The sequence below is a fragment of the Xanthomonas sp. NCPPB 1128 genome (genome assembly GCF_001043115.1).
In the GTDB taxonomy this organism is placed as follows: Bacteria; Pseudomonadota; Gammaproteobacteria; order Xanthomonadales; family Xanthomonadaceae; genus Xanthomonas_A.
The window spans coordinates 84,857-100,200 of the sequence record NZ_LFME01000003.1 but is presented as its reverse complement, the minus strand read 5'-3'; the positions used below and the strand labels follow the sequence as shown (position 1 = coordinate 100,200).

Annotated in this window: 7 protein-coding genes; all 7 read left to right on the top strand. The window is 69.0% G+C overall.

The features are described from left to right. Positions 1 to 38 precede the first annotated feature (38 nt). Complete coding sequence (locus ACP93_RS03800; RefSeq protein ID WP_048489453.1) at positions 39 to 1,871, top strand: DUF885 domain-containing protein; 1,833 nt, start codon at positions 39 to 41, stop codon at positions 1,869 to 1,871. Further along, positions 1,868 to 3,709, top strand: coding sequence for a DUF885 domain-containing protein (locus ACP93_RS03795; RefSeq protein ID WP_048489452.1), 1,842 nt, complete (start codon positions 1,868 to 1,870; stop codon positions 3,707 to 3,709). The genes ACP93_RS03800 and ACP93_RS03795 overlap by 4 nt, the downstream gene beginning before the upstream one ends. Positions 3,710 to 4,421: 712 nt before the next feature. Beyond that, positions 4,422 to 5,993, top strand: coding sequence for an APC family permease (locus ACP93_RS03790; protein ID WP_048489451.1), 1,572 nt, complete (start codon positions 4,422 to 4,424; stop codon positions 5,991 to 5,993). A 142-nt stretch (positions 5,994 to 6,135) separates the two neighbouring features. After that, on the top strand, positions 6,136 to 8,448 hold the full coding sequence (locus tag ACP93_RS03785) for a S9 family peptidase (protein ID WP_048489450.1): 2,313 nt from the start codon (positions 6,136 to 6,138) through the stop codon (positions 8,446 to 8,448). An 810-nt stretch (positions 8,449 to 9,258) separates the two neighbouring features. Next, positions 9,259 to 9,567 (top strand): flagellar basal body protein, encoded by a 309-nt coding sequence (locus ACP93_RS03780; RefSeq protein WP_048489449.1) that lies wholly within the window; start codon positions 9,259 to 9,261, stop codon positions 9,565 to 9,567. 150 nt (positions 9,568 to 9,717) lie between these two features. Next, the gene (locus ACP93_RS03775; RefSeq protein WP_048489448.1) at positions 9,718 to 12,084 is read left to right on the top strand and encodes a glucosidase family protein; all 2,367 of its coding nucleotides are present in this window, start codon (positions 9,718 to 9,720) and stop codon (positions 12,082 to 12,084) included. Positions 12,085 to 12,417: 333 nt separating this feature from the next. After that, on the top strand, positions 12,418 to 15,246 hold the full coding sequence (locus ACP93_RS03770; RefSeq protein WP_106407049.1) for a TonB-dependent receptor domain-containing protein: 2,829 nt from the start codon (positions 12,418 to 12,420) through the stop codon (positions 15,244 to 15,246). The last annotated feature ends 98 nt before the right edge of the window (positions 15,247 to 15,344 follow it).

Here is a 15,344-nt window from a genome sequence, read left to right as displayed (position 1 = left end):
GCGTGCCACGGGCGCGTGCCGCCCTGCGGAGTCCCTCGATGAAACGCATGCCTCTGCCCGCCGCCGGCGTGCTGCTGCTGAGCCTGCTGGCGGCCTGCCAGCCGTCCGCGGCGCCAACATCCGCGGCGCCGGCTGCGGCAGACCCGGCCAAGGCCGCGGTGCCACCAGCGCAGGCGTTTGCCGCGCTGCTCGATGCGCAGTGGCAGTACCAGCTCGCCCACCATCCCGAGTTCGCCAGCATCATCGGTGACAGCCGCTACAACGATCGCTGGACCGACTACTCGCCGGCCGCGCTGGAAGCCGAACGTCAGGCCACCGCCGCGTTCCTGGCGCGCTTCGATGCGGTCGATGCCAAGGCGCTGTCGGCGCAGGAGCAGTTGAGCCTGCAGATGATGCAGCGGCAGTTGCGCGACCGGTTGGAGGCGATCGCGCTGAAGAACGACGAGATGCCGCTGGAGCCGGTGGGCGGTATCCAGGTCGCGCTGCCGGGCTACGCGCAGGCGTTTCCGTTCGCCAGCGTCAAGGACTACGAGGACTACATCAAGCGCCTGCAGGCGATCCCGGCGCTGCTCGACCAGGTGGTGGCGCTGTCGCGCGTCGGCGCCAAGGACGGGCTGGTGCAGCCGAAGTACCTGCTCGAGCGCATCCCCGCACAGGTGCGCGAGATCGCCGCGCCGGCCGGCGCCGACAGCCCGTTCGCCGCCCCGCTGCAGCAGTTCCCCGCGGCCGTGCCCGCGGCGGAGCGGCCGCGCCTGCGCGCGGCGATGATCGCGGCGATCGACCAGCAGGTGCGGCCGGCCTATCGCAAGCTGGCCGATTTCGTCGCCAACGAATACGCTCCGCAGGGCCGCGCCCACGAGGGCCTGTGGTCGCTGCCCGATGGCGAGCGCCGCTACCGCTACGCGATCCACACGCAGACCACCACCGATCAGTCGCCCGAGCAGATCCACCAGACCGGCCTGGCCGAGGTCTCGCGCATCGAGGGCGAGATGGGCGTCATTGCCAAGCAGCTTGGCTATGCCGACCTGGCTGCGCTGCGCAAGGCGGTGGCCCATGACCGCAAGTTCTTCGCCACCTCGTCCGAGCAGATCCTGCAGCGCTACCGCGACGACATCGCGCAGATGCAGCCGAAGCTGCCGACGTTGTTCGGCACGCTGCCGAAGACGCCGCTGGAGGTGCGCGCGATGCCCGCCTTCCGCGCCACCGCGCCCGGTGCCGAGTACTGGCAGAGCGATGCGCAGGGCAGCAAGCCGGGGCTGGTGATGGTCAACACCAGCGACTACGCGCACCGCACCCTGGTCAACATCGAGGCCACCGCATATCACGAAGGTGTGCCCGGCCATCACCTGCAGATCTCGCTTGCGCAGACCCTGCCGCTGCCGCCGTTCCGCCAGCAATCCGGCTACAACGCCTACGTGGAAGGTTGGGCGCTGTACGCCGAGCGGCTGGGCAAGGAAGTGGGCTTCTACCGCGATCCTTACAGCGACTATGGCCGCCTGGCCGGCGAACTGCTGCGTGCCAACCGGCTGGTGCTGGATACCAGCGTGCACTACAAGCGCTGGACGCGGCAACAGATGATCGACTTCTTCCACGCGCATCCGTCCGACGACGAGCCCAGCATCCAGTCCGAGACCGACCGCTACATCGTCTGGCCGGGCCAGGCACTGGGCTACAAGCTCGGCGAACTGGACATCCTGGCCCTGCGCGAGAAGGCCAGGCGCGCGCTGGGCGAGCGCTTCGACATCCGCGCCTTCCACGATGCCATCCTCGGCGGCGGTGCGATGCCGCTGGACCTGCTGGACGCGCGCATCGACGCCTGGATCGCCCAGGTCCAGGCCGGCGCCCCCGCCACTCCGGAGACTTCGCGATGACCTCCCGTTCCCGACTGCGCACGGCGCTGGCCCTGGCCATCGCCTGTACCCTGGCCTGGCAGGGCGCTGCCGCCGCCGCGCCGGCAAAGACGTCCGCGCCGGCCTCCGCTGCGCCCGCCGGCGATGCCGGCGCGCGCTTCAAGGCGCTGTATCAGCGCGAATGGACATGGCGCCAGGCGCAGTTCGCCGGCGCCGATGACGAGGACGCGCAGGGGCAGGCCGCCGATCACCTGCCCAAGGTCGATCCGGACACGCAGGCGCAGCGCACCGCGTACTGGCAGCAGGCGCTGCACGACCTGGACGCGATCGACCCGGCGCAGTTGTCGGCACAGGACCAGGTCAACTACCAGGTCTATCGCCAGCAACTGCAGGTGCTGCTCGACCAGCAGCGGTTCCGCGCCTGGGAGATGCCGTTCAACAGCGACACCGCGTTCTGGAGCGACCTGGGGTTCACCGCACGCGCCACCCTGCGCAACCGCGAGGACTACCAGCGCTACCTGGGGCAGCTCGCGGACATCCCGCGCTACTTCGACGAGCAGATCGCCAACATGCGCGCCGGCCTGGCGCGCGGTTTCGCGCAGCCGGCGGTGACCCTGCAGGGCCGCGATCAGTCGATCGCCGAGGTCGCGCAGGCGCCGGGCGAGACCAATCTGTTCTACACCCCGTTCAAGCAGATGCCGGCGACGATCCCCGCGCCGCTGCAGGCGCAGTTGCGCGCGCAGGCGCGCATGGCGATCGCCCAGCAGGTGGTGCCGGCCTACGCCAAGTTGCTGCGGTTCATGCGCGAGGAATACCTGCCCAAGGCGCGTCCGGCGCTGGCCGCCGAATCGCTGCCCGATGGCGCGGCGTACTACCGCGCGCAGATCCGCGAATACACCACGCTCGACCTCAGCCCCGAGCAGATCCACGCGGTGGGGTTGAAGGAAGTGGCGCGGCTGCGCAAGGAGATGGACCAGGCGATCGTCGACAGCGGCTTCAAGACCCCGCCCGGGCAGCAGACCTTCCCAGCGTTCCTGCACTACCTGCGCACCGATCCCAAGTTCTACGCCAAGACTCCCGAGGAGCTGCTCAAGGACGCGGCGTGGATCGCCAAGCGCGTGGACGGCAAGATCGGCGACTACATCGGCCGGTTGCCGCGGCAGCGCTTCGCGATCGAGCCGGTGCCGGCGGACCTGGCGCCGTTCTACACCGGCGGCCGCGGTGGGCCCGGAATCTACCTGGTCAACACCTACGACCTGCCGTCGCGGCCGCTGTACAACCTCACCGCGCTGACCCTGCATGAGTCTTCGCCCGGGCATGCGCTGCAGATGCCGCTGGCGGCCGAGCAGGGCGACCTGCCGGATTTCCGCCGCTACACCTTCATTTCCGCGTACGGCGAGGGCTGGGCGGTGTACTCGGAATACCTGGGGCAGGAGATGGGGATGTATGACACCCCGTACGACCGCTTCGGCTACCTGACCTATCAGATGTGGCGCGCGTGCCGGCTGGTGATCGATACCGGCATCCACCATGACGGCTGGACGCGCGAGCAGGCGCAGGCGTTCCTGCGCGACAACACCGCGCTCAGCGAGCACGAAGTGACCACCGAGGTCGACCGCTACATCGCCTGGCCCGGCCAGGCGCTGTCGTACTACCTGGGCGAGCTGAAGATCCTGGAGCTGCGGCGCAAGGCGGAGCAAGCGCTGGGTGAGAAGTTCGACCTGCGCGCCTTCCACGACGCGGTGCTGGAAACCGGCTCGGTGCCGCTGCCGGTACTGGAACAGCGCATCGATCGGTTCATTGCCGAGGGTGGGAAATCGCCTTGGGGCGCCGCAACGAACGCACCGACGGCTCCATGACGAACGCGTCGCCACGCGCCGGGATGGCGAACGGTTCTCGCCGCCGTTCGAGGCCATGGGGCAGGGCGGAGATGCGAGTGAGGGGACGTGGTGCGGTCTCTTGAGCGGTGGAACTGGCACGAGGCTGCACCCGTACCCTCATCCGCCCCTGCGGGGCACCTTCTCCCGGTGGGAGAAGGAAGGGCAGGCTTCGGGCTGGTTGCTTTAGCCCCTCTCCCCTCGGGAGAGGGGTTGGGGTGAGGGTAGGGGTGCGAAGCGCATTCGGTGTTTCAGCCGCACGAGGCTGCGCCCGTACCCTCATCCGCCCCTGCGGGGCACCTTCTCCCGGAGGGAGAAGGAAGAGCCGGCTTCGGCTGGTTGCTTTAGCCCCTATCCCTTCGGGAGAGGGGTTGGGGTGAGGGTAGGGGCGCGAAGCGCATGCGGTGTTTCAGCTGCACGAGGCTGCGCGCGTACCCTCATCCGCCCCTGCGGGGCACCTTCTCTCGGAGGGAGAAGGGAAGAGCCGGCTTCGGCTGGTTTGCTTTAAGCCCCTCTCCCTCCGGGAGAGGGGTTGGGGTGAGGGTAGGGGCGCGAAGCGCATGCGGTGTTTCAGCTGCACGAGGCTGCGCCCGTACCCTCATCCGCCCCTGCGGGGCACCTTCTCCCGGAGGGAGAAGGGAACAGCTGCAGGTTGTTGTGAATCGCCGGTTATACCAATCCAGCGGGAGACGCCATGGCCGCACAAGGCAAGTTCCACAAGCGCTTGAGCCTGACCGATCTGACCTTCATCGGTCTGGGCTCGATCTTCGGCTCCGGTTGGCTGTTTTCGGCCAGCCATGTTTCGGCGATCGCCGGTCCGGCCGGCATCGTGTCCTGGATCGCCGGCGGTGTGGCGGTCCTGCTGCTGGGACTGGTGTACTGCGAACTGGGTGCGGCGCTGCCGCGCGCCGGCGGCGTGGTGCGCTATCCGGAGTATTCGCACGGCGTGCTGCTCGGCTGGCTGATGGGCTTCATCACCCTGATCGCCTTCTCCAGCCTGATCGCGATCGAGGTGGAGGCGGCGCGGCAATACGCCGCGGCGTGGTTTCCCTGGCTCAACCAGGCCGGCAGCACTCATCCCAGCGTCGCCGGCTGGCTGCTGCAACTGGCGCTGCTGGTGGCGTTCTTCCTGCTCAACTACTACAGCGTCAAGACCTTCGCCACCGCCAACAACATCGTCAGCGTGTTCAAGTTCCTGGTGCCGGTGCTGGTGATCGCGCTGCTGATGGCGCACTTCGATGCGCGCAATCTGCACGTGCAGGGCTTCGCGCCGTTCGGCGCGGCCGGGGTGGAAGCGGCGATCTCCGCCGGCGGCATCATCTTCGCCTACCTAGGGCTGACTCCGATCGTGTCGGTCGCCAGCGAAGTGCGCGATCCGCAGCGCAACATCCCGATCGCGCTGATCCTGTCGGTGGCGCTGTCCACGGTGATCTACGTGCTGCTGCAACTCGCCTTCCTCGGCGGGGTGCCGGCGCAGCATCTGGCCAACGGCTGGGGCGGCATCGACAAGGCGTTCTCGCTGCCGTACCTGGACATCGCGCTGGCGCTGGGCATGGGCTGGCTGGCGGCGCTGGTGATCTGCGACGCGATGATCTCGCCCAGCGGCACCGGCAACATCTACATGAACGCCACGCCGCGGGTGGTCTACGGTTGGGCGCGCAGCGGCGGCTTCCTGCCGGTGCTGACCAAGGTGGATGCCGCCTCCGGCATTCCGCGCCCGGCGCTGTGGCTGAGCCTGGGCCTGTCGGTGTTCTGGACCCTGCCGTTCCCCTCGTGGGAGGCGCTGATCAACGTGGTGTCCGCGGCGTTGGTGTTGAGCTATGCGGTGGCGCCGGTGACCGTGGCCGCGCTGCGGCGCAGCGCGCCGGAGCTGCCGCGGCCGTTCCGGCTGCGCGGCATGGCGCTGCTCGGGCCGCTGTCGTTCATCGTCGCCGGGCTGATCGTGTACTGGTCGACCTGGAACACGTTGTCGTGGCTGCTCGGCCTGCAGATCGCGATGTTCGCGCTGTATGTGCTGTACCGCCTGCCCAACGCCGCTGGCCGCGCGCGGCTGTGGCGGCAGGTGCGCGGCGTGCTGTGGCTGATCGTGTTCTTCGCGATGGTGCTGGTGGTGTCGCGCCTGGGCACCTTTGGCGGCAGCGGCTGGATCGCGCATCCCTGGGACACGCTGTGCGTGGCGGCGATCGCCTTGGGGTGCTACCACTGGGGTGCGCGCAGCGGCCTGCGTGCTGAGGAGCTGGCGCTGGAGGAGGATGACGGGGAATAGCCCGTTGCGTGTATGTGTGCGTAGGAGCGGCGCTTGTCGCTTTTTGTGGGCTTAGCTGCGACAGACGTTGTCGGTAACGCCCGTCGCGGCTGAAGCCGCTCCTACGAGAAATAAGCTTGCCATCGAAACTCTCGGAAATTGCATGAACAAGTTCGTTGCATCGATCGTCGTTGCCTTGGCGTGCTGCGCCGGCACCGCCCAGGCCACGCCCAGCGTCGCCGACTACCAGCGTTCGCTGGGCCTGCGCGAGGCCTGGATCGGTCTGACCGAGAACGTGACCTGGCCAGCGCAGTGGCGCGACGATGGCGCGTTCTATTATCGCAAGACCGTGCCGGGCGGCTTCGCCTTCGTGGTCGAGGACGTGGCCAGCCAGCGCAAGCAGCCGGCGTTCGACGAGGACCGGCTGGCAAGCGCGCTGAGCGCGGCGACCGGCACCGCCTATCCTGCGCTGCGCCTGCCGTTCGCGCGCTTCGCCTACGTCGCCGAGGGCGGCCAGCCGCAGGCGGCGATCGCCTTCGAGATCGATGAAATGCCGTGGCGCTGCACGCTCACCAGCTACGTCTGCGCGCGCGCCGACAGCGGCCCGCAGCCGCGGCCGCGCGGCTTCGGCGTGGTGCGCGATCTCAGCGTGCCGGCCGACGCCACCCCGCGGCGCTCGCCGGACGGGCGCTGGGAGGCCTATGTCGACGGCAATGCGGTGCTGCTGCGCGCGGTGGCCGACGGGCGCACGCTGCGCCTGGCCGACGATGGCCGCAGCGACGATTTCTACGATCCGGAAACGATCGCCTGGTCGCCGGATTCGCAGCGGCTGGCGTTGTACCGGGTGAAGCCCGGCTTTCCGCGGCGTGTCACCCGGGTGGAGGCGGCGCCGCCCGGCGGCGGCCAGCCGGTGGTGCGCACCCAGTTGTATCCCAAGCCCGGTGATGCAGTGGACATCGAGCGGCCGGTGCTGTTCGACCTCAGTGCATTGGCACGTGGTGGCACGCCCAAGCGCCTGCCCATCGACGATGCCTTGTTCGCCAACCCCTACCAGCTCTCACCGATCCAGTGGCGCCGCGACAGCGCCAGTTTCGTGTTCGATTATGTGCAGCGCGGTTTCCAGCGCATGCGCGCGATCGCGGTGGACGCGGCCACCGGCAAGGCACACGTGGCGGTGGGCGAGGACGCGACGACCTTCGTCTATGCCGACCGCAGCTACCACCACGATGTCGATGGTTTGGGCCAGGAGATCCTGTGGATCTCCGAACGCGACGGCTGGCGCCATCTGTACCTGTTCGACGGCGCCAGCGGCCGGATCAAGACGCAGATCACCAAGGGCGAGTGGATCGTGCGCGACGTGTTGCGCGTGGACGACGCGCAGCGGCGCATCTGGTTCACCGCCAGCGGCATGGATGCGGGCAAGGATCCGTACTATCGGCAGCTGTTTGCGGTGGATTTCGACGGCGGCCACCTGACCCGGCTGACCGAGGTCGATGCCGATCACGATGTGGCCATCGCCGACGACGGCCGCCATTACGTGGACGTGTACTCGCGTCCGGACATGGCGCCGGTGATGGAGCTGCACGCCATCGACGGCAAGCTCCTGCAGGTGGTGGAGCGCGGCGACATCCGCAAGTTGCAGGCCGCCGGCTGGCGCGCGCCGCAGACCTTCGTCGCCAAGGGTCGCGACGGCAAGACCGACATCTGGGGCATGGTGGTGCGCCCGCGCGACTACGACCCGCACAAGAAGTACCCGGTGATCGAGAACATCTACGCCGGCCCGCACGATTCCTTCGTGCCCAAGACCTTCTGGCCGTTCGGCTACCACTCCGGCGGCGACAAGCAGATCGGCATGCAGGCGCAGGCCGACCTGGGCTTCATCGTGGTGATGATCGACGGCATGGGCACCGCCAACCGCTCCAAGGCCTTCCACGACGTGGCCTGGAAGAACCTCGGCGATTCCGGCTTCCCCGACCGCATCGCCTGGCACAAGGCGCTGGCCGCGCAGGATCCTTCCTACGACATCGGCCGTGTCGGCATCTATGGCGCATCGGCCGGCGGGCAGAGCACGCTGGGCGCGCTGGAGCGGCACCCGGACTTCTACAAAGTGGGCGTGGCCTATGCCGGGTGCTACGACAACCGCATGGACAAGATCAGTTGGAACGAACAGTGGATGGGTTGGCCGGTGGACGCCAGCTATGCGCGCGCGTCCGGCGTGGACAATGCGGCCAAGCTGCGCGGCGACCTGTTGCTGATCGTCGGCGAGCAGGACAGCAACGTCGACCCGGCTTCGACCGGGCAGGTGGTGGACGCCCTGATCAAGGCCGGCAAGGACTTCGACCTGCTGGTCGTCCCCGGTGGCGAACACACCGTTGGCCGCTCCACCGGCCCCATCGACTACGTGCAGCGTCGCCAGTACGACTTCTTCGTGCGGCATCTGCTTGGGGAGCCGACGCCGGCGTGGAATCGGCTGTAGGGAGCCGGGATTGGGAATTGGGAATTGGGGATTCGTAAGGCGCGATGATTCCCTTCTCCCATCGGAGAAGGTGCCCCGCAGGGGCGGATGAGGGTACGGGTGGTGCACTGGCGTTTCGGAGGCATCGCGGCGTCCGGACCCTCACCCCAACCCCCGCTCCGCGCCCCGGCCCGTGCTTGCGGCGCGGGCGCTCCAGGGCACGCGCGCCAGTGGCGCGCAAGCCGTGCGCTGTCGCCCCGGTGGGAGAGGGGCTAGCTTTTCCCTTCTCCCATCGGGAGAAGGTGCCCCGCAGGGGCGGATGAGGGTACGGGTGCAGCAATGAGTTCGGAAGCGGCGCGGTGCTACCGGACCCTCACCCCAACCCCCGCTCCGCGCCCCGGCCCGCGCTTGCGGCGCGGGCGCTCCAGGGCACGCGCGCCAGTGGCGCGCAAGCCGTGCCCTGTCGCCCCGAAGGGAGAGGGGCTTTGGTCTCCCGCGATGATTCCTTCTCCCCTCGGGAGAAGGTGCCCCGCAGGGGCGGATGAGGGTACGGGTGCAGCAGTGAGTTCGGAAGCGGCGCGGTGCTACCGGACCCTCACCCCAACACCCGCTCCGCGCCCCGGCCCGCGCTTGCGGCGCGGGCGCTCCAGGGCACGCGCGCCAGTGGCGCGCAAGCCGTGCGCTGTCGCCTCGGTGGGAGAGGGGCTTTCGCTGTCAGTGCCGACGCATCCGCTCTTGCGAATCCCAAATCCCCACTCCCAAATCCCCAAACTAAAGACATCGCCAAACCAGCCGATATCCCGGCACGTCTCCCTGCACCCCAGGCCCGTCATGACCGCCATCGCTCCCACTTCCTCGATCGCGCTGTCCGGCATGCGCGCGGCGGCGTCCGGGTTGCAGGTGCGTGCCAACAACATCGCCAACCTTGCCACCGAGGGCTTCCAGCGTTCCGTGCCGGTGAACCAGGCGAGCGCCGGTGGCGGCGTGGTCGGCCAGGTGCAGCAGGCCGACATGCAGGGTAGCGATCTGGTCGACGACATGGTCGGCACCCTGACCGAGCGCACCGCGTTCCAGGCCAATGCGCGCGTGCTGCGCGCGGCCGACGACAGCATCGGCAGCCTGCTCGACGTGCTCGCGTAGGCGGTCACCGACGCGTTGCATTCCCGCAGCGCAGCACCGCCGCGACCACGCGGCTATGCGATTTTCCGCACCGATCCTCGGCACAGCGCACAAGACGCTGCGGCGCGCGCGGCGCACGATGCGACGATCGCATTGCATCGGGGACGGTAAATGGATCGGAGAGATTTCCTGCGTCAGGGCCTGGCGGTCGGTGCGGTCGCCGGCGTGGAAGCGCTGGCCGGGCGTGCCGCCGCGGCACCGGCGGCGGCCAGCGTCGCGCGTGCGCCTGCACCGCCACAACTGCAGCCGCTGGCGGCCGACGCGCTGGCCGGGCACACCCTGCAATGCCGTTTCGTCGAGGCCGGTGCGACCTGGGAGGTGTACGAAGACCTGCGCCAGCCCGACGGCGATCTGACCCTGCGTGGGCCGGGCGGCGCGCTGGTGCTGGGCAAGCGCACCGAGGCGGTGTTCCCGGCGGCGCAAGCGCCGTACTTCGGCATGGCGCTGGCCGAGGTGGCCATGGCCGATGCCGACCTGCTCGCCGATCGCCTGCTGCGCGACGGCGACCCGCAGGCTGCGGAGGTGCGCGACGTCGCGCCGCCGCCGGCCTCGCAACTGGATCCCAAGGACTACAACGGGCGCCTGCCGTGGACCACCTTCGTCGGCACCCGCGAATGCGCCGACACCATGCCGGTGTACTCGGACGGGCGCACCCGTTGCTATCGCGCCATCCAGTCGTTTCCTGAGCTGGGCAAGGACGAACTGGTGCGGAACCGCAGCGAAGGCCTGCTCGGCGGCTGGATGCCGGCGGTGCGCAAGGTGGTGCCGGCCGGCGAGGGCCGCTACTACGACATCCTGCTGTTCGCCGACGTGCTGGCCGAGGACCGCTTCGTGGTGCAGACCTGGCACCGCAGCGCGCTGGTCGAGCACGGCAAGGTCAGCAAGGTGGTGTACGGCTACAGCTATCCCGACTACCCGCCGCGGCGCGGCCCGCGCAGCGCCGAGGACTTCTATCGCGGCCTGCTCGCCTTCGCCGGCTACTGGCAGGCGCAACTCGCCGATACCTTGCAGGCGCAGACCCCGGACCCGAGCTGGCGCGACATGGCCCGCTTCGCCTTCGCCCGCGAACTGGTGGTGCGCCCGGGCGGCACCTATCCCAAGTACGGCGCGGTGGATCGCGACTACTACGGCAACGAGTACGACGGCTTCCAGGACACCTTCACCAGTTCCCTGTACGCCAACCTGGAGTGGGGCCGCTTCGCCCAGGCCGCGGCAGTGCTGGACGGCTACTTCAGCGATTTCGTGCAGGCCGACGGCATGGTCAACATGCGCGGCCCGGAGACCGGCCAGTTCGGCCTGACCCTGTCGCTGCTGGCGCGCTACCTGCGCTACACCGGCGATGCCGCGCTGCTGCGCAAGCACCGCGACAAGATCGCCGCCACCGCACAGGTGTTGGTCGAACTGCACGACGCCAGTCTCAAGCTACCGGCGTCTGCGCCCGGGCACGGCCTGATCCATGGCTGGAACGAATCCGACGCCTGCCTGTTCCCCGATCCGCAGGTGTGGTGGAAGCCGTACTACGCCAACAGCGCGCTGGCGGTGCGCGGCTGGCAGGATCTGGCGGCGGTGTGGAGCGGCATCGCCGGGCCGGGCGCGCAGGCCGCCGCGGCGCAGTGGCAGCGCCGCGCGCAGCAACTGTCCGCGCAGCTGTTGCGTACCCTGCGCGGCAACGTCCGCCGCGATCTGCAACCGCCCTACATCGGCCCGCTGCCCGGGGTGAAGCTCACCTTCCGCCAGTCCTTGCAGCAGGAACACCCCAGCGAGCAGGGCTGGCCGCACCGCGCCCACGCCGAACTGCTGCAGGCCGATGTGCTGCCCGACGACCTGGCGCACCTAGTCATCGACTGCGTGCGTGGCCACGGCGGCACCAGTCTCGGCGTGGTCGGCAACATCACCGCGCCGACGCCGGAGGCGCGCGACCTGCTCGGCTTCATCTCCTACGGCTACGCGCAGCAGTTGCTGCGCCTGGATCGCATCGAGGAATACCTGCTGTTCCTGTACGCGCACCGCTACCACGTGCACACCCGCGGCAGCTGGACGGCGGGCGAGGTGAGCGGCATCACCGGCGGCATGCCGCTGTTCTGCATCCCCGCGCAGATGACCATCCCGCTGCTGCTGCGCTGGATGCTGGTGTTCGAGGACAGCGCCGGCGAGGAACTGTTCCTGGCGCGGGCGCTGCCGCGCGACTGGCTGGGCAGCGGTGAGCCGATCGCGATCGATGCGGCGCCGACGCGCTGGGGCAAGGTGTCGCTGGCGCTGCACGCGGATCCGGCGCGCAAGCGCATCGCAGGTAGCGTCACGCTGCCGGCGCAGCGGCCGGCACGGACCTGGCTGACCCTGCGCGTGCCGGCCGGCACCCGCCTGCAGGAGGTGCGGCTGGACGGGCAGCCGGCGGCGCTGTCCGGGCCGCGCAACGAGCGCGTGCTGGTCCCGGCCGGCAGCGCCGCGACGGTGGCGATTTCGGCCGTCTACGGCTGAGTGGCGAAAAAGTCGGAAACGTCCCGCCAGTGTGCGGGGCAGTGCGGTATTCCGCACGTTTTCCCGATAAATACGACAAGACGCCGCGCGCATCCTACGCGCACATTGTGGCCGTGCAGTGAATGTCCAGGGGGAGATTCACCGCACGTCACCGGGGACGCAGCGCATGGGTCGTGCGCGTCGCCGTGCAGGCGGCGTCGGGATCGTCCCGTCCGGCGGCGCATGCGTGGACACGTCCGTTTTCGTATCCGCCACACGCGCTGGCGACGGGGCGGCCGCCTGGGGAAGGGCGGCGCTCCGGCGAACGCCAGGCTGCCGCTCAGGAGATTTCCGATGCCGTCTTTGCTCGAACGCGTTGCGCCGCTGTTCCCGTGTTCCTGGCGCGCCGCGCCGCAGCCCGGTGCGCTGGCCGCGGCCATCTGCACCGCCCTGGCCCTGCTCGCGCCGGCGGCGCAGGCGCAGGATGCACAGACCCAGGACGCGCAGGCGACCACCCTGGAACGGATCAGCGTCACCGGCAGCCACCTGCGCCGCGTCGATGCGGAGACCGCCAGCCCGGTCATCACCATCGATCGCCAACGCATCGAGGACAGCGGCCAGGACACCCTCGGCCAGTTGCTGCAGCAACTGCCGGCGATGGCCGGCAACATGCCCAACGTCGCGCTCAACTCCGGCTTCAGCCACGGCCGTGCGCTGGTGTCGCTGCGCAACCTCGGGCCCGAGCGCACGCTGGTGCTGGTCAACGGCCATCGCATGGCCGGGCCGGCCAGCAGCGTCGCCGCCGCGCCCGGCGTGGACGTCAACGCGATTCCGGCGGCGATGGTCGAGCGTATCGAGGTGCTCACCGATGGCGCCTCGTCGGTGTACGGCTCCGACGCCATCGCCGGCGTGGTCAACATCATCCTCAAGGACAAGTACGATGGTTTCGCCGCCACCGCCGACTACGGCCTGAGCACCCACGGCGACGGCAACCGCCGCTCGCTCGGCCTGGAGTGGGGCAAGACCTGGGACCGCGGCGGGCTGATCCTGGGCGTGAGCCGCAGTTCGATGAACGCGCTGTACGACAGCGACCGCGACTATGCGCGCACTGCGCAGAACTACCTCAACGGCCAGGTGGTCGAGCGCCGCGGCAACGGTACCCGCGCCTTCCTGCGCAACGGCAGCGTGCTCACCCCGAATGCCGATCTGCCGCCAGGCCAGGTCAACGCCAGCGACTTCCACACCTACAGCCAGGCGGTGGAAGGCTACAACTCCTACACCGGGCAGTACCTGATCACCCCGGTGCAGCGCACCAACGCCTCCGCACACGCCAGTTTCGATTTCACTCCGAACGTGCAGGGCTACCTGGACATGTTCTGGACCCGCAGCGAGACCACCTCGCAGCTCACCGCCTACGGCCTGGAACTGCCCAACGCGATGCAGAACTACTACAACCCCTTCGGCGCCCAGCTCAGCCGCTACCTGCTGCGCTCGGTGCCGGCCAACACCCGCGTCTACACCTCCACGATGTACCAGACCAACATCGTCGCCGGATTGCGCGGCAAGTTCGGCGACAGCAGCTGGCAGTGGGACGCGGCGGCCGGCTACGCGCACTACAAGGACACCCTGGTGCGCAACGGCTTCTCCATCACCTCGGCGCTGAACAACGCGGTGGGCGCCTCGTTCCGCGACAGCGACGGCACCATCAAGTGCGGCACGCCCGGCAACGTGATCGCCGGCTGTACCCCGATCAACGTGTTCAACCCGGACGATCCGGCCACCATCGCCGCCATCAAGGCCACCCAGAGCGCGGTCGACCTGATCGACGAAAGCACGATGAAATTCGCCGAGGCCAGCATCAACGGTGACTTGTTCGCGATGCCGGCCGGCGCGGTGCAGGCCGCGTTCGGCCTGTCGTTCCGCAAGAACGGCTTCTCGCAGGGCACCAGCAACCCGGTGGCGGCGGCCGATGCGGACGGCAACTGCGATTACAACGATGGCTGCATCATGAACCAGGGCCACGACGAGACCATCAAGGAGGCCTACGCCGAAGTGCTGGTGCCGCTGCTCAAGGGCGTGACCGGCGCGCAGGCGCTGAATCTCAACCTGGGCACGCGCTACTCGCGCTACGACTACTGGGGCAGCACCACCAACAGCAAGGTGGCGCTGGAATGGCGGCCGATCGACAACCTGCTGATCCGCGCCACCGGCTCGCAGGTGTTCCGCGCGCCGGCGCTGGGCGATCTGTACGGCTCGCCGTTCAACGGTGTGGTCGACGACGCCGGTACCTATACCGATCCGTGCAACGGCTACACCGGCGGCGGCAATCCCGCAGCCTGCGCCAACGTGCCGACCAACGGCAGCTTCGTCAACAGCTCTTCCTTCACCGTGCTCACCACCGGCTCGGCCAACGCCGGCTTCGCGATCAAGCCCGAGCAGGGCCGCTCCTACAACATCGGCGCGGTGTACGACCCGGGCTGGGCCGAGGGCCTGTCGCTGAATCTGGACAGCTGGCGCGTCACCCTGGACGACATGATCAACGGCACCGGCCTGGATCAGGTGCTGCAGAACTGCTACGACGGCCAGAGCGCCTACTGTCCGCTGATCAAGCGCGGCCCCACCGGGCAACTGGTCAGCGTCACCGTGCCGTTCGCGATCAACAGCGGCAAGGTCGACATCCGCGGCGACGACATCGGCATCAAGTACGCCTTGCCGGAGACGGCGTGGGGGCGCTTCCGCGCAGGGATCGATGCCACTTACCTGTCCAGCTACAAGTTCAGCGGCGATCCGCACAACTACGTGGGCGAACAATCCAGCTACGGCAACCTGCCGCGCTGGCGCGCCAACGTCACGCTCGACTGGGACAACGGCCCCTGGCACGCGAACTGGAACACCCGCCTGATCGGGCGCACCACGGTCGGCAGCGCCTACGAGGACTTCTGCGTCAACACCGCCGCCGACGGCAGTTGCGTGTACTTCCCGGTCGGCACGGTGACCTATCACGACGCCAGCGTGAGCCGGAAGTTCGAGAGCCTGCACAGCACCCTGGCGCTGGGCGTGAACAACCTGGGCAATCGCACGCCGCCGCGCTACTACGGCTATGCCAGTGCCGCCAACACCGACGCGTTCACCTACGACACGCTGGGACGTTACTTCTGGGCACGGATCAGGACCGAGTTTTGATCCGCACGCCTGCTCCAGGTGGCGCCGCCTCGCATGTGCGGTGCGGCGCCACCGTCCTCCTGCGGCGCCTGCTGTTCGTCGCTGCCGCGGTGACGGCA